Origin of the sequence: Flagellimonas hymeniacidonis (assembly GCF_008040165.1) — a bacterium.
Taxonomy (GTDB): Bacteria; Bacteroidota; Bacteroidia; order Flavobacteriales; family Flavobacteriaceae; genus Flagellimonas; species Flagellimonas hymeniacidonis.
The window spans coordinates 1,937,544-1,958,808 of the sequence record NZ_VRUR01000001.1 but is presented as its reverse complement, the minus strand read 5'-3'; the positions used below and the strand labels follow the sequence as shown (position 1 = coordinate 1,958,808).

The following is a 21,265-nucleotide window of genomic DNA, read 5'->3' as shown; positions in this document are numbered from 1 at the left end:
CTGCATCAAAATGGTTCTTTGTTATTCTCTTTTACGCTGTCTATACAATATGTCAAATGAACTTCTTAAATCTAAAAAAGAAAAAAAATGGCCACTATGAAACGACCCCTCTTATACCCTTTTCCAACCCAGCTTTACCTGCTAAGCGGGTGCAAATATAAAGAGGTTATTTTTCCTCAGCAAATAGTTTCCCTCTATTTTTTTCTAAAAAATCAAATAAAGTTATAACATGCTGTTTTCCAGCCTCGAAATATTTAATTCTTAAGATAATTTTAAGAAAAGAAATTCCAAACCAATCCGAAACGGATAACAAAGTCACGATATGGGTAATTTGGTGCGGAATAAAAGTTAGGTTCTGAGAAAGAAGAATTGAAATGTTCTGCTTTTAAATATATCCTTGTTTGCCTCACTTTTGCATTGATGAAAAAGTCCAACAATGGATACCCCCCGAACTCCTCTCTGTTTTGAATATAAAATTCCCCCAATAATGGATTGTAGGCATTCATATTATATGATGTAAAGTATTTGAAGGTGACTCCCGTTTGTAAAAACATCGCCTTTTTAAAAATATCCTTCGAAAAGTATAAGGTATTCCTTGTTACCAATTGCGGGACGTTGATTACCTGACCATCCTGGGTGACATCTTGATATAATACTGTATTGGCAAGTGCCCATCTCCTCCATTTAATTTCCTTGGTATATTTTACCCGTAAATGGTTTATGGTAGTTCCTTCTTGAAATGGTTGCACAAAGGCAGTTTCCTGACCAGCATCAAGCTGTGTTTGTGTAGCAATTGACTTAAAGTAGGTATAATTGTCTATAGCGCTATATTCAGCTTCTATATATCCAATTTTCTTTGAATCAAACCCAAATCTAATACTTTGACTTTGCTGATTTTGAAAAGTATCTGTGTTCTGCCAATTGAAATTTCGATAATCACTTTGATAGAGCAAAAAATTAAAGTCTGGCATTCGCGAAGAGGCATGTATTGCTCCAGTAACCAAATTATTATCATTTATTTGATAATCAATGGAAGCATTAAACGCATTTCCCGCAAGTTCTCCAGTAAGGTTGTAATTAATGTCACCTTTTAACAATAAGCGTCCAAAGTCTTTAAAGTAACTCCCGCCAATTGCTATTTCCTCTCCTGTTAATTGATTTTGGATAGTGCCTGAATCCGTTATCAAAATGCTGTTGAAAAAATAATCGTAGTTATAAAGACTAGCATTCCCGGTTAATGTACCCAGTGTTCTATTGGAAAACTCTGCGGACACTTTATTAAACATAGTCCTTAACCTCGCCCTATCTTCAATTGGTGTTAGAAATGGGTCTTGGCCAAAAGCATCAACCGGTGAATCTTGAACAAAATCGTAAAATTTGGTTTCATAATTGAATTCATGACCGATTGCAAGAGTAGTAGGTTTTTTATTAGATGAGTCTTTTTTGATATTGAAAAGCTTCAATTGATGGTCAAAGTAATATCGCTTGCCCAATATTCTATTGTTTGCATTGGCGAAAAGAACATCTATTCTTGATCTATCTGTAAAATCCCCTTGTGGATCATTTTCAAATTGCTCACGATTCAACAATCCACCGTTTTCCTGAGCTTCAATATCCTGAGCGGCAATATGCCCTCTAACGTTGTAATTACCTTTTTTGTTGGAATAACTAAATGTAGTTCTAAAATTTCCAGATTGTGTTTGGTCAAATCGAAATTTTCCTAAAGACCTGAATCCTTTGTAAGCTATTGAGGCATTAAACCTTTCAGAAATATTGAATGTAAGCAAGGCATCTAACAACTGTCCTTGTTCCAGAGTTGTCTTAAACATAAGCTCGGTCATGGGTGTTGGAACATGATAGTAGTTAATGTCCTCAACTTCAAAATAATTGGAATGTCTAGCGCGAGCTCCCAATTGCGGATAAAAAGAATTTTTGGAAAACGTTCTCCCCAATGCGTTATACGCGCGCCCTATATTGGAAAATGGCATTACCTCAAAATCATCTTTTCTTAAGTAATTGTATTTATATTCTTTTTTGATGGTCAATGTAGTATCCAATGAAGTGGTATCGCGGGAATAGGAAATGATTTTATAATCCTCAATAGATATGACCTCTTCTTCAACTTCTTCTTCGACCTTTTTTGGGACAATGAATCTTGGTTTTTTAGTGGCGACAGAATCTATTGGACTAACAGAATCTATTTTCTTTATGGGTGGCAAAGAATCTTGTTGTGCGGACAGGGAAAGCCCAATAAAAAAAAGTAGGGCGAAAAATAAAAATCTCATTCCATATTATTGGTCTGGCAAAGGTATATCTTTTTGTTTCTAAAGAAATGTGAAAGTTTCTCTCTGCGCAACAATGGCCATTCCCATATACATATTGATATTCTCTCCAGTTTAAGATCTAGCTCAAAAACACTAAAACCGATTTAGACAATTATGGCTTAGGGTTTTAAATTTGGCCTTTTCTTCTTAGATTTCGCCATTACGCTTATGTTCCTCTTTTTTTGAATTTATCAAAATGCTCAAACCTATTTACAAACATTATAATGAGGCCGGAACGGATGAAGCTGGACGAGGTTGTTTGGCTGGCCCGGTTACCGCCGGGGCAATCGTTCTCCCGAAAGGATTTTCCAATAAAATCCTAAATGATTCCAAACAATTATCTGAAGTTAAAAGAGAATTGCTGAGACCTATTTTGGAAAAAGAGGCGGTCACATTCGCTGTATGCCATGTTTTTGAAAATGAAATAGATAGTATAAACATCTTAAATGCATCTATTTTAGCCATGCATCGTGCCTTGGATAAATTATCGCAAACACCTAGTTTCATTCTTGTAGATGGCAATCGTTTTAAGCCCTATCCTAATGTTTTACATGAATGTATTATTAAGGGAGATGGAAAATTTATGAGCATTGCCGCAGCTTCTATACTCGCCAAAACCTATCGGGATGAATATATGTGCAAAATACATGAAGAATTTCCCATGTACAATTGGAAGAAAAACAAGGGCTACCCCACAAAAGAACATAGGGAGGCGATTAGAGCGTTCGGATTGACCAAGTACCACAGAAAAAGCTTTAAACAACTTCCCGAACAGTTAACGCTAGACATATAAAAATCCTAAATTTGTTTGAAACTTAGAAAATGAAATCTAAAGCATTCCTCACTTTACTTATCCTTTTCCTCCTTTCCTGCAAAACCGAGATAAAACAAACAGATTCATTGTTGGGCTGTTTACCCCAAAATGCAAGTTTTATTATTAAGATTAACCAGTTGTCCAATTTTAGAAGTGAGCTAAAGAACAATACGTTTTTAGAAAAGACCAACAATTTTACACTTCATAAAGAAATTGTTAATGCACTTGACGGATTTGAATACATTAAAACAGATGCCAATTGCCTTTTAGCTTTTTACGAAATTGGAAAAGACAATTACGAATTTATTTTGGTATCCGATAAAGGCTCCGACATATTTGATATAAGCGAAGCAAATAATAAGACTGTTGAGACACTAAGTTATCAAGATCAAAACATTACCAAGTATAGTATAGAAGATTACGAAGTGTATAGCATTCTTAGGGACAATACCATAATCTTGGGGTCTTCCCTTATGTTGATGGAGAATATTGCAAGAACTAAGAGTTTAACTACTGTAAATCCTTCACTACAAAAACTCTATGAGACTTCTGGGCCTAATAAATCTGCTACGTTATTCATAAATTTGGACGAGCCATCCTCTCTCTTATCAGCACAACAAGATGATGATGAAAATGACATTAAATTCTTTTCTGATTGGATTTCCTTGGATTTTTCCGCCAATTCTGACAATAGCAACCTAAATGGAGTCGCCGTTGCGTCCGATTCAACCAAGAATTTTATCAATTTATTTAAAGGCACAAATCCGCTAAGCAACAAAACTCCAACTTTTGCGCCTTTAAATGCACAGGCCATTGTTTCCTATACTTTTGATGATTACCAGGTCTTTGCCAAAAATCAAAATACATATTTAGATAGGGTAAAACCAATAGACACGCTTTTTAATACCATTGAAGAAGTGGGTATTATTTATTTGAATACAGAAAAAGTAGTGCTCCTGAATTCCTTTGGTACCGAAAGCCTTTCAGAATTTCTGAACGAGGATAAAACTTCATCAACAACCTATCAGGGGAGTGAGATTATAAGTCTTAAAAACAATAATCTAGTTGTAGATGGTTTTGACCCTTTATTGAAGAATTTTAAGTCCAACTTCTGTACAATTTTGGAAAATACCTTTGTTTTTTCAGAAAAAAGAGAGCCCTTACAAACCGTTATCAGCAATTTTAAAAGCGCCTCTTCATTTAGCAAAGCTCCCGTTTACACCACAGCTACTGCAGCTATGGCCAATGAATCTAGCATGCTCTTTATTTCTGATGCTTCGGGGGTTGACCATCTTTCCGAGGAAGCATTTATTCCCAAGCTTTTCAATGAGATTAAGAAAGCTAATTTTAAAGATTTCGCTTTTGCTGCACAAATGGTTGCCGATACCGATTTTGTCCACGCCAATTTTTTGGCGTCCAAAATTGGGCAGACCGTTAAAACCAATTCTGTAACCCCGCTCTTTACACTAGAATTGGATACCGATTTGGCCATTGACCCCCAATTCGTAAAAAATCACAGAACAAACAAGCAAGAAATAGTAGTTCAAGACCAAAACAACTTTTTGTATCTCATTTCCACAGATGGAAAAGTACTTTGGAAAAAGCAGTTAAATGGAAGAATACAAGGCCGTATAGAGCAGGTTGACATCTATAAAAATGGAAGGTTACAACTGGCTTTTTGCACCAATAATCAGTTCTTAATAATAGATCGTAATGGGGAGGATGTGCCTCCTTTCACCAAAACCTTTGAAGGAGGAAATTTGAATCCTCTGGCTGTTTTTGATTATGAAGGCAAAAAGGATTACCGCTTTCTGGTTACACAAGGTGAAAAAGTCTATATGTACAATAACAAGGCGGAAATTGTAAGTGGGTTCACCTATACCCGAGCCAATAGCCCAATCATTGCCAGTCCAAAACATTTTAGGGTCTCCAACAAAGATTATTTGGTATTTCAGTTAGAAGACAAGACCCTTAAGATTTTGCATAGATCAGGAGGAGATCGTATTAAAGTCTCCCAAAAAATTGATTTTTCGGAAAACGAGGTTTTCTTGTACAAAAACAAGTTTTCCGTTACCAATAAGAAAGGGGTCCTTCATCAAATTGATCTAAAAGGAAAACTCACCAGCACTAATTTCAACCTCAATAAAGATCATGGCATGTATGCCACGAGCAAAACATTGGTCTTTATGGATGATAATGTTTTGAGCATAAGGGGTAAAAAAGTAGAATTGGATTTAGGGGTCTATTCCAAGCCTAAAATCTTTTACATCTATGACAAAATTTATGTAAGTGTCACTGATATCCAAAATCAAAAAATATTTTTATTTGATAGTCAGGCGAAACCTATTTCAAATTTTCCTGTTTTTGGCAATTCACTGATTGATTTAATAGACACAAACAATGATAAGAAGTTGGAATTAGTTGCAAAGGACCAAGAGAATTCCATCATTGTGTATAAAATGAATTAAGCCCTTTTTACGGCAGCTTATACAATTGTTTTAACAAAATATACATCTTACAAGTCAATAAAACATAGACTTTTGTAATTTAAGAGGAATTCTTTTTACCCTCAACGGTATACCATCTAAACACTATAAAAATGAAAACCTCCTCCGTTTATAAAGTCTTAATGACTTTAGTTCTCTTATTTGGATTTAGCTTAAATGGCAATGCACAATTTTTAAAAAAGCTAGGTAAAAAAGCTGAAAAAGCTGCAGAACGCACCATTGAACGGCGCGTCGAAAATGAAACCGCAAAAAAAACAGACCAAGCCTTAGACAGTATATTGGAACCTGGTTCTGGTGGCAAACAAGCTCCCAAAGCCCCTAAAACCACTGGAGGGCAAAGCGACTCAGGAAATAATACCGGTACAGGACAAAACTCAGGTTCCACTTCCAATCCTAGCTCTAAAACAATAGAGGTATACAGCAAGTTTGACTATGTTCCTGGTGATAAGCTAATGTTCTTTGACGATTTCGCTTTTGATTTTGTAGGTGACTTTCCATCTAAATGGAACACCAATGGGGGTGGCGAAGTGGTTACCCTAGGAGATTCTCCAGAAAAATGGCTGGAATTAATTTCAGGATATGCGCTTTATTATATTCCCGATGTGCCCCAACTCCCAGAAGAATACACTGTTGAATTTGATTTAATGGCTGTTGGAATTGATAACAAAACCTCATCCAATGCTATTCTTCGAGTGGATTTAAGCGACGATGATAAATTTAAGGACGGAAGTAATTTTGTTCATGCACGGATTTCCGCTTGCCAATACGCTCCAATAGGAATTACCATGTCTAATCGTATAAATAATAAGAGAGAAATCTACAGTGTTGTCAAAGCTGATCTTAGAGATGAATTTCAAGGCAGACCTCATATTTCCATTGCCGTAAACAAACAACGTTTTCGGTTATGGGTAAATGAGGAAAAACACATAGACATCCCTCGCATTGTACCAACTGGAGCTGCGCTTACGACACTTAAGTTTCATATGAACGGTTTCAGGGATGGTATAGAACGTTTATTTATTAGCAATTTAAAAGTGGCAGAGGGTGGTGTAGATTTACGCAGAAAACTTATCTCCGAAGGCAAGGTGTCTACCAATGGAATACTGTTTGATTCTGGTTCGGCGAACATCCAACCGCAGTCTATGGGAATTATCCGTCAAATTTCACAGGTACTAAAACAAGAGACTTCGATGAATTTGAAAATTGTTGGTCACACAGACGCAGATGGCAGCAATGAAAGCAATCTATCCCTCTCCCAAAAGCGTGCTCAAGCCGTAAAAGAAGCCCTTGTTTCTGTTTATGGAATCTCATCAGATAGACTTTCTTCCGAAGGAAAAGGAGAGTCCGAACCTGTAGGAGACAACAGCACCACAGATGGAAAAGCACAAAATAGAAGGGTAGAATTCATAAAGCAATAATTCATGAAAAAAATAACCATAGTAACCGTAATCTGTTTTCTTTCAGCACAAATTGGAACAGCTCAATCCCAATGTAGTAAATACTATCCTCTTGAAGATGGTGCATCCTTTCAATACACCAGCTACAACGGAAAGGGGAAACTGGAAGGAAAAACAGATTATACTGTTACAAATGTTTCAGATTCTGGAGGAAAGACCTCTGCAACAATGCAGATGAAATATCAAGACCATAAAGGCAAAGAGATTATGTCATCCGAGTATGGTTTTACTTGTGAAGGCGATGTGGTTAAAATAGATTTTCAATCTTTAATGAATCAGCAAATGATGCAGCAGTTTGCCGCAGTGGAAATTGATGTTACTGGCACAGACATTGAATTGCCCAATAATTTAACTGTGGGTCAAGAGTTAGCAGATGCAGATGTGAAAATTGCTGCTGATATGGGAGGTATGACCATGAATATGAATGTAGAAACCATAAACAGAAAAGTAGAAAAAAAGGAAAAAGTATCCTCCCCTGTAGGAGATTTTGAATGCTACGTTATCTACAGTGAAAACAAAACAAAAATGCCTATGATGGGCAACAAAATCTTTCCATCCAGAATTTGGTTAGCAGAGGGCATTGGAATGGTAAAACAAGAAAGTTACAATCAAAAAGGGAAACTTACCAATAGTATGGTTTTGACCAAGCTAGAAAAATAGTCATCTTTTAAACTGGAAAAAAACCGAGGTCTAGACTTCGGTTTTTTCTTTTACAAGCTCAGCCTCAAACAGTGCTTCAAAATGCTTGAGCAGTTTTTGTTTTACCTCCTTGGTATCAACCTCCTTTTTTCCAAGCTCAACATTGAGAGAGGTAACGGCTTTGTCTTTTATACCACAGGGAATCATTAAATCAAAATAACCCAAATCGGTATTTATATTGAGTGCAAAGCCATGCATGGTGACCCAGCGGCTGGCGCGCACACCCATAGCACAAATTTTTCGTGCAAAAGGTGTGCCCACATCCAACCAAACTCCAGTCTCACCTTCGGAGCGTTCAGCGTTCAAACCATATTCGGCTAGCGTCAAGATGACCATTTCCTCTAAAAAGCGAAGGTATTTGTGAATATCTGTAAAGAAATTGTCTAAATCCAATATGGGATAACCCACAATCTGCCCCGGTCCATGGTAGGTAATATCCCCTCCCCGGTTAATTTTGTAAAAAGAAGCCTCTTTTTGCTTAAGCTGAGCTTCGTTGACCAATAAATTATTGATATCGCCGCTTTTCCCCAAAGTGTAGACATGGGGGTGCTCCACAAACAGAAAATGATTTGGGGTTTCCAAATTGGCCGACTCTCTCCTATTCTTGATTTTTAAATCAACAATGTGCTTAAAAAGAGTTTCTTGATAGTCCCAAGTTTCCTTATAGTCCTTTCGACCTAAATCTTGCAGAATAACGTTCTTATTCATCTTGCAAAGATACAAAGACCGTTATAGGAAAGCTAGTCTTCCAGTTCCACCTGAAGATCCAATGCGGCCGGATTTTTCATTAGGTCCAAAAACCCAATCTCATAGAACAGCGTCTTTCCATCAGCACTAAAAGTAGCCCCTTCAACATTTGCAGATTTTACTTTTCGCGGAAAGTGGTACTTTAAAGTGTAGGTTGACCCAGAAAGGAACATTTCGGCACCTTGTAGACTGTCTATACTCTGTTGAAATAGTTCTTCATCAATGATTTTGGCTTTTCTTGAAAAGGTATTCTTTGAAAAAGCATATTGCACCTCTGTGGTAGCATCCTGCCCACCCATAGGAGGTGATTTTGCCTGCCCATTGTTAGGTCCCAACGCACTAGCGCCTTGAAACGCATTAAAGGCATCATTAACCTCACTTACGTTTTTGAATTCGCTAAAAAGGTCAAATTTCATCACCTTTTCCTCAGGATTCATGACCATATGCATATTAAAAGGTTCCAATCGCTTTAATTTTGCCTGCTCTTCTGGCGGCAAGGCTGCAATACTGTCTTTTTTTTCTTCAAGCATATCCTTAAAAGAAATTAGGGAATCGATTGCTTTTTCGTTGCTTTTCATCATTTCTTCACCAGCCATTTCCATAAGCTCAGACCCATCAAAGTTGATGGATAATTTACCGGAACCATCTTCCTGCAAAAAAATTTCTTCTGTAAAATTACATGAGGCGGTTAGGGCGATTGTTAGGAACAATGCCAAGACTTGGATTTTTTTCATTTGGTTGTCTTTAGTTTGTATTATTTAGTATGACAAGTGCCCCTATAATGCCTGGAACCCAGCCACAAAGTGTTAAAAGTAATACAATAACAAAAGAACCGCAACCTTTTCCGATAACCGACAAAGGAGGAAAAATAATGGCTAATAAAACTCTCCAGAAACTCATTGATTTGATTTTGATTGATGTTACTTATAGGTCTCTTAATTCCTTGATTTGTTACACAAAACCACTAATTTTAGTCACAATAAACAGCCATTATGCGGTTTTTGCTTGTTCTTAGTGTTTTTTTGAATGCCTATATGACATTTGGGCAATATCATTTTTCTGGAAATGTGGGACAGGATAGTTCTGGAAAAACTGTTTATTTATCCTTAGTAGAAGATTACAGAAAATCCTCCCGTATTTACCTAGATCAAATCATTGGTAAAGCGACAGTAGATTCATTAGGATATTTTCAATTTCAAGGAAATAATCTATTAACGGATAATCGCATTCACCGCATTCACGTAGATGGTTGTGCTGAAAATTCTGATGCCAAACACTTTCTGGGGGAATGTGATACCAGCAAAAGTGTCCTTTTCATCGCAAACAATAAGGATACACTTCAATTTCCCACTTCTTTTGAAAACCAAACCCTGTGCGCCATTATAGCGACCAACCCAAAATCATCGGTGTTTCTGGAAATTGAAGCACTAAAAGAAGAAATGATTTTTGATTTTGCCGATCATAGCAGTAAAGCCAATGCGTTACTTAATTTTCGAAAATGGTTCAACACCTTGCAACAATTTGGCGAGCAAACAGAAGAACCCTTGGCAGAACTTTTGATTTACGATTTTCTTTCGGACAGAAAAAATGAGACACACGCCTACTATCTTGAAAATTTAGAATCGAGCACTTACTACAATGAACTTCAGGCGAGGTTGAAAAAAAAGTATCCAACAGAATCATTTACAGAACAATACCAAAATGAGCTGTGGGCCGATAAACAAATTATTGAAAGAAACACAAAAAAAGAAAGTGGCTTTAAACCAATATATTTTCTCTACATATTGTTGGGTTTATTGCTTGTTCAAGCGTGTTATTATCTTCTAAAAAACCGCAAAAGAAGAATTGAAAAAAAAGCTGTGGACATTTTAACCCCACAAGAGTTTAAAATTTTCAACGCTATTCGTGAGGGGAAAACCAATAAGGAAATAGCAACTGCACTTTTTATAAGTTTAAGCACGGTAAAAACTCATGTCAATAATATTTACAAGAAACTAAATCTTGAAACCAGAAAAGATTTAAAATAATGGCTTTCTCCCCAATTCTGAAATTTCCACCTAGGGTCTAGTCCCTATTTCCATCTACACAAAAGCGTACCAACCAGTGATTTTATTGAATTTTCGGTTCAAACTTTAAATCGATAATTATGAAATCTGTTTTAGCGACTGTGCTGTTGATCAGCTCATGCATGGTATTCTCACAAGAATTCAACCAGGAAGTCACATTAGAAAATGGAAAAACGTTCCTATTGGGAAAAGTGAATTTGGATGGTTTCGATTCAGATCCTTACAAAATCTGGTATCAGCAAGGCCATAAGTCCTACACTGTTGACGAAACACTGATTAAACTAATCAGAAAATCGCTAAAAGGGCATCAAATAAAACTATTTCTAGGAACCTGGTGTGGGGATAGTAAAAGAGAAGTGCCAAGAATCATCAAAATTTTAGAAACAGCAAATTTTCCCATGAAGAATTTGGAAATTGTAGCACTGGACCGTCGAGAAGGCTTGGTCAAAACAAGTCCAGGAGGGGAAGAAAAAGGATTAAACATTATAAAGGTACCCACGCTTATCCTCTTAAAAAATGGCAAAGAAGTCAATAGAATAGTGGAAAGCCCCATTGAATCGCTGGAAGAAGACATGGTTCAAATTATACTCGGGAAACCTTATACCCCAAATTATGCCACATTAAGCAAGACGGAGTAAGGAATTAAGGCGCAAAAGTGTAATTTTGCGCTTTAATTTTTTTATAGACTATGCAACTATCGGAGCAGGAAATCGTTAGACGGGAAAAATTAACCAAGCTCAGGGAAATAGGAATTAATCCCTACCCTGCTGCATTATACCCAGTAGATGCTACATCCAAGAGCATCAAAAGCGATTATAAGGAAGGGAAACAAGTAGTGATTTCCGGTAGATTAATGTCCAGAAGAATTCAGGGGAAAGCATCTTTCGCAGAATTACAAGATAGTGAAGGACGCATTCAGGTCTACTTCAACAGAGATGAAATATGCCCAGGCGAGGACAAAACCTTGTACAATGATGTCTATAAAAAATTATTGGACATCGGTGATATTATTGGTGTAGAAGGAGAATTATTTACCACCCAGGTTGGAGAAAAGACCGTTATGGTCAAAAACTTCAGCTTATTGAGTAAAGCATTACGACCATTGCCTCTGCCTAAAAAGGATGCAGATGGTAACGTATATGATGAATTTAATGACCCCGAATTGCGTTACCGACAACGGTATGTGGATTTGGTGGTCAATCCTTCAGTAAAAGATACTTTTATAAAAAGGACAAAAATCACTAATAGTATTCGTGAGTTTTACAATGAAAGGGGATATTTAGAAGTAGAGACCCCTATTTTGCAACCTATTCCCGGTGGGGCAGCAGCGCGTCCTTTTTTAACGCATCATAACGCATTGAACATTCCCCTGTATCTAAGAATTGCCAATGAATTGTATCTAAAAAGGTTGATTGTTGGTGGTTTTGACGGTGTGTATGAATTCTCTAAAGACTTTAGAAACGAAGGAATGGACCGCACCCACAATCCAGAGTTTACGGTCATGGAGCTCTATGTAGCTTACAAAGATTACAATTGGATGATGGATACCACGGAGCAATTATTGGAAAAAATTGCACTAGATGCCAACGGAAGCACCAAAGTTATTGTTGGAGATACTGAAATAGAATTCAAGGCACCTTATGCCCGTGTTCCTATTTTGGAAGCTATTAAAATTCATACAGGCTATGATGTAGCAGGTATGGATGAAGTTCAGTTGAGAGAAGTTGCTCAAAAACTAGGTCTTGAGGTTGATGAGACCATGGGTGTAGGTAAACTGATTGATGAAATATTTGGGGAGAAATGTGAACACCATTACGTACAGCCCACCTTTATCACCGACTATCCAAAAGAAATGAGTCCATTGACCAAAGAGCACCGTAGCAATCCGGCACTTACCGAGCGTTTTGAATTGATGGTAAACGGCAAAGAATTGGCAAATGCTTACTCTGAGCTAAATGACCCTATAGATCAACGCGAGCGTTTTGAAGATCAGCTTAAACTTTCTGAAAAAGGAGATGACGAAGCTATGTTTATTGATCAAGATTTCTTGCGCGCCTTGGAATACGGAATGCCTCCAACATCCGGAATCGGAATAGGAATTGATCGTTTAGTGATGTTGATGACCAATAATTCATCAATTCAAGAAGTATTGTTTTTCCCTCAAATGCGGCCAGAGAAAAAAGCGGTAGAATTGACCGAAGAGGAAAAAGCCATCATGGACATTCTAAAACCTGTTGGCGAAATGCCATTGGCAGAACTTAAGGAAAAGGCAGGCCTCAGTGGCAAAAAATGGGATAAGAGTACTAAGAATCTTTCAAAACTAGGTTTGTTTGAAGTTGAAAAAACTGAAGATGCTCTTCTTGCCAAATTAAAGGGATAATATATACCTGTAGATCTGTTTAAGTTTTGCCAGCCATAGGACTCGTTTTGTTTTATGCAATAATCCTATCTTGCCATAAGATTCATCATCAAAATTATGGAAGAGGTTTATATCAATGCCTTGGGGGCTTACTTACCAAATAACCCAATTTCAAACGAAGAAATGGAAGATTACCTTGGCAAAATCCATGGTAAATCAAGTAGGGCAAAATCAAGGATTCTAAGCCAAAACGGTATTCAAAATAGACATTATGCCTTAGATAAGAATCAAAACAGTACCCATACCAATGCAGAGCTCGCAGCAATAGCATCAAATGCTGCGCTTAAAAAAAGTAGCGTTCTAGATCAGGATATACAGTTGATATCTGTAGGCACAACCCAAGGAGACCTCCCTGTACCAGGTTTTGCAAGCTTAGTGCATGCGGAACTTGATGTTCCCCATTGTGAATTGGCAAATTTCCAAAGTGTTTGCGCAAGTGGAATCATGGCCGTTAAAAATGCGTATGCCCAAATTAAGGCCAAAGAAAAAGAGAATGCACTTTGTATTGGAAGTGAATTCGCAAGCCGACTTTTTAAAGCATCAAGATTTGAAGCCCAAGGGCAGAAATCCCTTCCATTCGATACCGAATTTCTTCGTTGGATGCTCTCAGATGGAGCAGGTGCCATGGTCATGGAAAACAAACCCAATTCAACTGGGCTTTCTCTGAAAATAGAATGGGTCGATATCAAATCACATGCAAATGAGCAGCCTTTATGCATGTATGTGGGCCAAATGGACAATCCAGATGGTCCTTTAAAAGGATGGTTGGATTATCCCAATTATGAGGCTGCTTCCAAGGACGGGGCCATCAATCTAAAGCAAAACACCCGTCTCTTAAATAAAGTGGTTGAAGTAGGTGTTGCGCACTATTTTGAATTAATAGACAATGGTAAAATTGTTACGGAAGATATTGATTGGTTATGTTGCCATTACTCCTCCCTTTACTTTAAGCAGCCTATTCAAGAACTGCTAAAAAAAGGTGGTGCACACATTCCTGAAGAAAAATGGTTCAGCAATCTTACTACCAAAGGAAATACCGGGGCAGCATCTATTTTTATTATGTTGGAGGAATTGATGTATTCCGGCAAGTTAAAAGAGCATGATACCATTATTTGTATGGTTCCGGAAAGTGGGAGGTTTATAACCTCTTTTATGAAACTTAAAGTAGTAGGGAATGCAGAAAAAACTTCCCCAAAATATGCCATTAGGGAAGTTCAAGCTCCAGATTTGAATATTGATAGCAATCCAACATCAGAATGGTTGGTTAGACAATTGACACAGATTTGGATTGATTTTGAGAACAAGCTGTTGGAGGTTCCTATTGTGAAACAGATTCATCAAGGTACCCTTAGCCTTGAAAATTACAAGTTGCTTTTGTTCGATTTAAGACAACAGGTTATTGATGGCTCGCAATGGATTTCCAGAGCTGCCTCTAATATTGACATTTCTTTATTTGAGCTTCGGTCTGCTTTTATTAAGCATACTGCAACAGAACATAAAGATTATCAGCTTTTGGAAAAAAACTATATGGCACTTGGCGAGTCCTTGGAAAAAATTCAGTTTGGAGAAAAAAATATAGGAAGTGCGGCTTTGTCTTCTTTTATGTTTCAACAAGCCAGCAAACCCAATCCTATTGATCTTCTTGGAGCCATGTTCATTATTGAAGGTATCGGAAAACGCCTTGCAGGCTATTGGGGAAATCTCATTCAAGATCAACTTGAGCTAGAAGACAACCAAGTTTCCTTTTTAACTTATCACGGAGTGGCAGATGAGAACCATTTTCATCGGTTGGAAGAAGCACTTAACCATCCGTTAATGAATATGGATTTGGCCGCACAAATTGCAAAAACAGCAAAAACCACAGCACTATTATATCATTTGCAGTTAAAAGAACTGGGGAATTATTAATTTGCAGTCATGAATAATCAATTTGACATAAAAAATCATGATACCAGGGACCCCAATCCGTGGTTAGCAATGTATCTTGATAACAGTATCCCAATCAACGTTTTAACCAAACAGGCTTTAATGCGGGATAATAATAGTAGGTCCACTAGATACCTGCTTCCGTTTATCAAGTTTTGGTCAAAAATATCCATGTTCTTCATCCACATTTTTAAGTTTTTCTTTCCAAAATTCTTTAATTCTTCCAAGGCGCTTCATAGAATTTTAGCATGGGGATTAAAACGTTTTGTGAGTCCTGATGCCAATCTGTTGATCTTTCGCCATTTTCATGCAGGTAGCGAAATTTTAGAGTTTATCGCTAAAAATGTAGATGGAGTTCAAGTAACTACTAGTCCATTGAAACCTTATGATTTTAATGACGTAAAAGATGATCTTTTCTTGAATCATGATTTAAACTTGTACAATTTTGTGATTAAGTTGAACAGTGAGTTAAAGGAAAAAGGACTGGGAATACAAAAGCAAAACACTTTAAATCTGGATATGATTTCGGAGAACCAATTTAACCACATTGAATTTCCAAAGAAATGGACAAATATTCTTGATTTAAGGTCGGCTATAGAATTATTCACTCCCTTTTACCAACTATTCCTTACGGCAAACGATTTTGTAAGAGCATCTAACTCATTACAACTGGATGAGACCGTTGCCATCTATACCACTCAAATATTGGGGACTCCAGGGCATTTAGGGCTCGTTAACAACAAACACCCTATGGTACCCACATCAACTTATACCGCAGCGTATCGTTTGGTATTGCATGGACTTGCCACAGAAACCTTGCATGAAATATTGGTAAATATAAAATTGGGGCGTTCCACAGATGGCATCATGACCCCAGACGCTGTTTCTGCTTAAAAAAGAAAGGTTTCCCAAAATTACCACGCTTCAGATAGGAGAAATTGCCTTTAAAGTGGGGTTTGATGACCCTTCCTATTTTATAAAATACTTTAAAAGACACCTCTTGGTTTCCCAAAAAAATATAGAAATAATCTCTGAAACTTACCCTTATCAGACTGGTTTTAGAAAAGAAAAACGGATGCATTCTCTCTAATAATACGTAGCGCTTTTGACATTTGATTTTCCACAGTTTTTACCGAAATCCCCATATCAAGGGCTATTTCTCTGTACTTTCTGCGCTCTAATTTGTTCATGATAAAGATTTCCTTGCACTTAGGAGGCAGTTTATCTATAAGTTCATCCAACTTTAAAAGAGCAGATTTAAAATATGCATCGTCCTCTTTTAATTCAAAATAACTCTCGTAAATGGTATCCCAACGTATCTTATCAAGTAAATCAGGCTGTTTTTTTTCTTTTCTAAGCTGTTGCAAAAATTGATTGTGGCAAGATTTGAATAAATATCCTTTTAAAGACCCCTTGATTGATAGTTGTCCTTTTTTCTCCCAGAGCTTTATCATAATTTCTTGCACCACATCTTTGGACATGCTTCTATCCCCGCAGAGTTTGAAGATATAATTGCACAGCCAGTCATAATATTCATTGAACAAATACTCGTAGGCATCTACATTGCCTTTCCTTAAATTTTCCAAGAGTATTTCTTCCTTCATCATAAAAAAATATAGGCTAAAGTATAAAATTTATAAAATACGTAGGGGTTTTTTGTCAAATTCACATCATAGAGGTGTAAGATTGTGAAAAATGCAAGATCTAATTGAGAAGTTTTTAAACCGAACTATTTCCGCCAGCGAAAGAAAACGCTTAAAGAGATGGGTTCTCGCCAACAAGGATAACCTAAAAGTGTTTAAGCGAGAAATAACAAATCGTTCAAAAAATAACCTGAATCACCATTTTGATGGAACGGCTGCTTTTAAAGAGTTCATGACAACCATTGACCAGCATAAGGTCGGCAGGAGAAAAAGATTCCACCTAGTAAGGTATGCAGCTATTTTTATAGGCCTTATGGCTATAGCTAGTTTTGTTTATCTGGGTCAGTTTAAGGATGGCAAAGGCACTGACCCAGTCATTGTTGGCAACTCTTCTAGTGAAAGTAACCAGATTAGCATCACACTAGCTGACGGAACGAAACAATATATTACAGCAAATGGGGAAGCCCTTCTCACAGACAAACAAGGTAAAACCATTGCTAAAAAACAAGCTCTAGGTTTAGATTTTAGCACCACCAACGACAGGTCATCGGAAAATTTGGTATTTAATGAAATCTATGTTCCCTACGGGCAAACTTTTCAAATCAAACTATCCGATGGAACCAAAGTATGGTTGAACGCTGGAACGCGCCTAAGGTTTCCTCAAAACCTAAGCGCTAGCACTCAAAACAGGGTGGTTTATTTAGAGGGAGAGGCTTATTTTGATGTTACCAAAGACAAGAAAAGACCCTTCATCGTGAATGCGGAAAACGTTGACATTAAGGTTCTTGGCACACAATTCAATGTCTCTGCATACAAATCCGATGGAAAAATAGCTGCTACTTTGGTAGAAGGTTCAGTTAACGTATATGAAAACTCCAACCCGGACACTAACATTCTATTAAGTCCTAGCTATCAGGCAGCATTTACTAAAGAAAATGGTACACTAACAAAGCAAAAAGTGGATACGAGAATCTATACAAGTTGGTTGGAAAACAGATTGATCATAGACAACCTATCCTTTGAACAAATTCTGAATAAATTGGAACGTGCTCATAATGTTTCGATTATCAACAAACTGGAAAGTATTAAAGACGAGGTCTATAAAGGAGAATTTGAAAATGAAAACATTGAGACGATTCTTAATACCATTTCGTCAAGTACTCCATTTAACTATACAATAGAAAACAACATAATTACAATAACTAAATAAAAAAAAGGAGGTGTTGCAGCACCTCCCTAAATGTAAGATCGCTAACAAGAATAATTACTAACAATCAAACACTCAAAATTATGAAAAAAAGCATGGTTTTCAAGTCACCCTTTTTCTTGGTGGCCAGCACAAAATTGACCTTAAAAATGAAGTTAAGTTTTTTTCTCACTTTCTTTATTATTTGTCAGCTCTCTGCAAGTGATGTTAACGCGCAGAAAAGAGTACGTTTTGAATTTCAAGATGTTCCTCTAAAAAATATTCTCAATGAGATAAAAGAACAATCTGGTTATAAGTTTTTCTACAATGTAAAGGAAATCAATGATGATAAAAAAACCTCTTTAATCGCAAATGATGAAAAGCTGATTACGGTTTTGAACAGGCTTTCGGAAAAAGAAGACCTTGACTATTCCATTAATGGAAATCAAATCGTTTTAAAGAAGAAATCATTGGAAAAAGACTCGAGTTCCTCATTACGGATTCAACAAGAAATTAGGGGTTCTGTTAAAGATGGTGATGGCAGTCCATTGCCAGGAGCCAACATTTTGGTCAAAGGGACCACCAATGGTACCCAGGCTGATTTTGATGGTAATTTTACATTGGAGTTGGATGATACAAATGCCACGCTGGTCGTTTCCTATCTTGGCTTCAAAACAACAGAGGTAGACCTAAACGGACAATCAACCGTAAATATAGTGCTGGTGGAAGACGCGGCACGTTTGGATGATGTGGTTGTAGTTGGATCAAGAAACCCCAATAGAACTGCCACAGAGACCACAGTGCCCGTAGATGTAATTGATGTAGCTACTATTGCAAATCAAGGTCCGCAGGTTAGCGTAAATCAGATATTAAATTATGTTGCACCTTCATTTACTTCTCAATCCCAAACGGTATCAGATGGAACAGATCATATTGATCCTGCTTCGTTAAGAGGATTAGGTCCTGACCAGGTTTTGGTTTTAATCAATGGTAAAAGAAGACACAATACTGCTTTAATCAATGTAAATGGAACTGTAGGAGCTGGTAGTGTAGGTACAGACATGAATGCAATTCCTGCAGCAGCAATACAACGTATTGAAGTACTTAGAGATGGTGCCGCAGCGCAATATGGTTCTGATGCCATTGCAGGGGTTATCAATATCGTACTTAAAAAAGCAACCGGAAAATTGGACCTTTCACTGACTTCTGGAGCAAACTTTAGCGAGAACAGCAACCAGTTTGAAGGCGGTAGCGATGGCGAAAAGTTTCAATTAGATGCGAACTTTGGACTTCCCATTGGAGACCGTGGGTATATTAATTTCACAGGATCCCTATCTACAAGGGAACCAGCGCTTCGAAATAAAGATTATGCTGGAGATATTTTTCAAGGATTTCACGGTGCAGAGCGTATTTTTGCCGCTGGTGGTGGGGTTGTAGCCGATATGTCACTTCAAGATTACGCAAATGCTGCACAAGGCATTGGCTACCTAGATCAATCTGTAAAGGATCAAATTGCAGGGCTTAATCTTGCTGATGATACGGATATCGGAACTTTTCGTGATTTACTTGGCTTTGATGCCGATGAAGATGAGCTTGCCGCTCGTGGACTTACTCGTGAAGATTTTAGATTTAAAGTAGGTACATCTAGATTAAGAGAAGGAAAGTTCTTTGCAAATATGTCCATTCCTGTTTCAGAGACCACAGAAGTTTATGGCTTTGGGGGCATTAGTTATCGCCAAGGACTTGCTTCAGGATTCTACAGAAGACCGGCCCAAGGAGATGGACGAGCGAATACTCCTGCTTTTCCAAATGGTTTTTTACCAAATATTGGAACAGACATCCTAGATCAATCCCTCGCTATAGGAATTAAGGGAAAGATAAATGAATGGGATGTTGATTTTTCCAATACCTATGGTAGAAATACATTTGATATTACCGTTGGAAATTCCAGCAACGGAACATTAGGTGTTGCCACTCCCCGTTCTTTTGATGCAGGTGGATTAGGCTTTACACAAAACACGACCAACTTGGATTTTAATAGATTCCATGAGGATATTTTTGAAGGTTTCAATATGGCATTCGGTGCTGAATACAAGGTTGAAAAATATGAGATTGTTGCAGGTGAAGAAGCTTCATATACTAGCTATGACATCAACGGAAATCCAGTAAATAGTGTCACTCCAGATGACCAATTGGTGCGAAACAATTTCACAGGAGCACCTTTAGGTGGAGGTTCGCAGGTATTTAGAGGATATGATCCAGGAAATGCAACGGAAAAATTTAGAAATAACATTTCGCTTTACGCAGATTTTGAAGCTGATTTTACCGAAAATTGGTTGTTGAGCCTGGCAGGTAGATATGAAAACTACTCTGATTTTGGGAGCACATTTAACTACAAACTTGCTACCCGCTTAAAGCTTTCAGAAAATCTTGCACTAAGAGCAGCAAGCAGCTCAGGTTTTAGGGCACCCTCTTTACACCAACAGTTTTTTAGCAGAACAAGTACCGTTTTTGTAGACAATGTCCCTTTTGAACAAGGTACTTTTACCAATGATAGTAGAGCTGCTACACTCATTGGAATTGATAAGTTAAGAGAAGAAACCTCTAACAGTATTAGTGCAGGAATAACCGGTAACTTTGGTAATTTCTCCATAACTGTTGATGGCTACATGATCTACATAGATGATCGCATAGTATATAGTGGAAGTTTCGGCAACGGAGGCGACCCAGAACTTACTGGAATCTTTGATTCGGCCGGTGCCACAAGTGCCCGTTTCTTCGTCAACGCCATTGATACAAAATCTTCTGGGTTGGACGTTGTCCTTTCCCATAAAATCAATTGGGGAGAAACCACCCTTAAAAACGACTTTGCAGCTACCTTCAATAAAACAGAGGTTGAAGACATTTTTGTACCACAACTTATAGAAAATGCTGGATTAAGTGGTTCATTTTTTGATGGTCAAGAGGAAGCTTTTTTAACCTTGGCACAGCCAAGAACAAAATTGAATCTTACCAATTTGGTGTCTTGTAATTCATGGGATTTCCTTTTAAGAAATGTCTTCTTTGGTGAAGTAACAGATCCAGATGATTTTAATGGAGACGCTCGTGTGGAAGGAACCACGGTAAGCGATGATGCAGTATATGGCGGAAAGTTAATTACAGACTTTACCGTTACCAAATCATTTTCAGAGAACCTATCACTAACGGTAGGTGCCAGTAACCTCTTTGATGTGTATCCTGATGAAAACAGAGCGGGTGGCACTTCAGGGGATCAGTTTGTATATTCAAGAAGAACATCCCAATTTGGGTATAGTGGTAGATATCTTTTCGCACGCTTGCGATTAGGACTTTAGTACTTTACAGTTGTTCTGAATTAGTTGAGTTTAGTTTATCTACAAAAACCTTCCCATTTTTGGGAAGGTTTTTTCATGTGCATAACACAGCTTATCTTTAGGCTTTTCAATCTTGAAACCACCC

At 37.5% G+C, this 21,265-nt stretch carries 16 protein-coding genes; 11 read left to right on the top strand and 5 right to left on the bottom strand.

What is annotated here, in order from left to right:
- Positions 1–272 precede the first annotated feature (272 nt).
- Positions 273–2,285, bottom strand: coding sequence for a putative porin (locus FVB32_RS08865; RefSeq protein WP_147743357.1), 2,013 nt, complete (start codon positions 2,283–2,285; stop codon positions 273–275).
- Between the two features lie 235 nt (positions 2,286–2,520).
- On the opposite strand from FVB32_RS08865, the gene FVB32_RS08860 reads away from it, so the two are divergent.
- The 4 genes from FVB32_RS08860 to FVB32_RS08845 all read left to right on the top strand — a co-directional run bounded on the left by FVB32_RS08860 (position 2,521) and on the right by FVB32_RS08845 (position 7,762).
- Positions 2,521–3,117 (top strand): ribonuclease HII, encoded by a 597-nt coding sequence (locus FVB32_RS08860; protein WP_147743355.1) that lies wholly within the window; start codon positions 2,521–2,523, stop codon positions 3,115–3,117.
- A gap of 29 nt (positions 3,118–3,146) precedes the next feature.
- Complete coding sequence (locus FVB32_RS08855; protein WP_147743352.1) at positions 3,147–5,606, top strand: ribonuclease HII; 2,460 nt, start codon at positions 3,147–3,149, stop codon at positions 5,604–5,606.
- Positions 5,607–5,737: 131 nt separating this feature from the next.
- A complete protein-coding gene (locus FVB32_RS08850) occupies positions 5,738–7,063 on the top strand; it encodes an OmpA family protein (protein WP_147743350.1) in 1,326 nt (441 codons plus the stop codon).
- A 3-nt stretch (positions 7,064–7,066) separates the two neighbouring features.
- The gene (locus tag FVB32_RS08845) at positions 7,067–7,762 is read left to right on the top strand and encodes a TapB family protein (RefSeq protein WP_147743348.1); all 696 of its coding nucleotides are present in this window, start codon (positions 7,067–7,069) and stop codon (positions 7,760–7,762) included.
- A 30-nt stretch (positions 7,763–7,792) separates the two neighbouring features.
- Here the strand turns inward: FVB32_RS08845 and lipB are convergent, their stop codons facing one another.
- The 3 genes from lipB to FVB32_RS08830 are packed head-to-tail and all read right to left on the bottom strand — an operon-like array spanning position 7,793 to position 9,448.
- Positions 7,793–8,509, bottom strand: coding sequence for a lipoyl(octanoyl) transferase LipB (gene lipB, locus FVB32_RS08840; RefSeq protein WP_147743346.1), 717 nt, complete (start codon positions 8,507–8,509; stop codon positions 7,793–7,795).
- A 32-nt stretch (positions 8,510–8,541) separates the two neighbouring features.
- A complete protein-coding gene (locus FVB32_RS08835; RefSeq protein WP_147743344.1) occupies positions 8,542–9,282 on the bottom strand; it encodes a hypothetical protein in 741 nt (246 codons plus the stop codon).
- Positions 9,283–9,292: 10 nt separating this feature from the next.
- Positions 9,293–9,448 carry a YqaE/Pmp3 family membrane protein gene (locus FVB32_RS08830; protein ID WP_082433465.1) on the bottom strand — a complete coding sequence of 52 codons (156 nt, stop codon included), beginning with the start codon at positions 9,446–9,448 and terminating at the stop codon, positions 9,293–9,295.
- 92 nt (positions 9,449–9,540) lie between these two features.
- Here FVB32_RS08830 and FVB32_RS18005 point away from each other — a divergent pair, with 92 nt between their 5' ends.
- From FVB32_RS18005 to FVB32_RS08805, 5 genes are all read left to right on the top strand, one after another.
- The gene (locus FVB32_RS18005; protein ID WP_147743342.1) at positions 9,541–10,575 is read left to right on the top strand and encodes a response regulator transcription factor; all 1,035 of its coding nucleotides are present in this window, start codon (positions 9,541–9,543) and stop codon (positions 10,573–10,575) included.
- 119 nt (positions 10,576–10,694) lie between these two features.
- Positions 10,695–11,252, top strand: a complete 558-nt coding sequence (locus FVB32_RS08820) for a TlpA family protein disulfide reductase (RefSeq protein ID WP_147743340.1) — start codon at positions 10,695–10,697, stop codon at positions 11,250–11,252.
- A gap of 50 nt (positions 11,253–11,302) precedes the next feature.
- Positions 11,303–12,994 carry a lysine--tRNA ligase gene (gene lysS / locus FVB32_RS08815; protein WP_147743338.1) on the top strand — a complete coding sequence of 564 codons (1,692 nt, stop codon included), beginning with the start codon at positions 11,303–11,305 and terminating at the stop codon, positions 12,992–12,994.
- A gap of 96 nt (positions 12,995–13,090) precedes the next feature.
- Entirely contained in the window at positions 13,091–14,941 is a 1,851-nt protein-coding gene (locus FVB32_RS08810) for a 3-oxoacyl-[acyl-carrier-protein] synthase III C-terminal domain-containing protein (protein ID WP_147743336.1), read from the top strand.
- A 9-nt stretch (positions 14,942–14,950) separates the two neighbouring features.
- Positions 14,951–15,853 carry a DUF6999 family protein gene (locus FVB32_RS08805; protein WP_147743334.1) on the top strand — a complete coding sequence of 301 codons (903 nt, stop codon included), beginning with the start codon at positions 14,951–14,953 and terminating at the stop codon, positions 15,851–15,853.
- A gap of 164 nt (positions 15,854–16,017) precedes the next feature.
- On the opposite strand, the gene FVB32_RS08800 is transcribed toward FVB32_RS08805, so the two are convergent.
- The gene (locus tag FVB32_RS08800) at positions 16,018–16,566 is read right to left on the bottom strand and encodes an RNA polymerase sigma factor (RefSeq protein WP_246139851.1); all 549 of its coding nucleotides are present in this window, start codon (positions 16,564–16,566) and stop codon (positions 16,018–16,020) included.
- Positions 16,567–16,654: 88 nt separating this feature from the next.
- On the opposite strand from FVB32_RS08800, the gene FVB32_RS08795 reads away from it, so the two are divergent.
- Together FVB32_RS08795 and FVB32_RS08790 are read left to right on the top strand one after the other, a co-directional pair.
- Positions 16,655–17,812 (top strand): FecR family protein, encoded by a 1,158-nt coding sequence (locus FVB32_RS08795; protein ID WP_147743332.1) that lies wholly within the window; start codon positions 16,655–16,657, stop codon positions 17,810–17,812.
- Between the two features lie 80 nt (positions 17,813–17,892).
- The gene (locus FVB32_RS08790; protein ID WP_246139850.1) at positions 17,893–21,141 is read left to right on the top strand and encodes a TonB-dependent receptor domain-containing protein; all 3,249 of its coding nucleotides are present in this window, start codon (positions 17,893–17,895) and stop codon (positions 21,139–21,141) included.
- Positions 21,142–21,265: the final 124 nt, after the last annotated feature.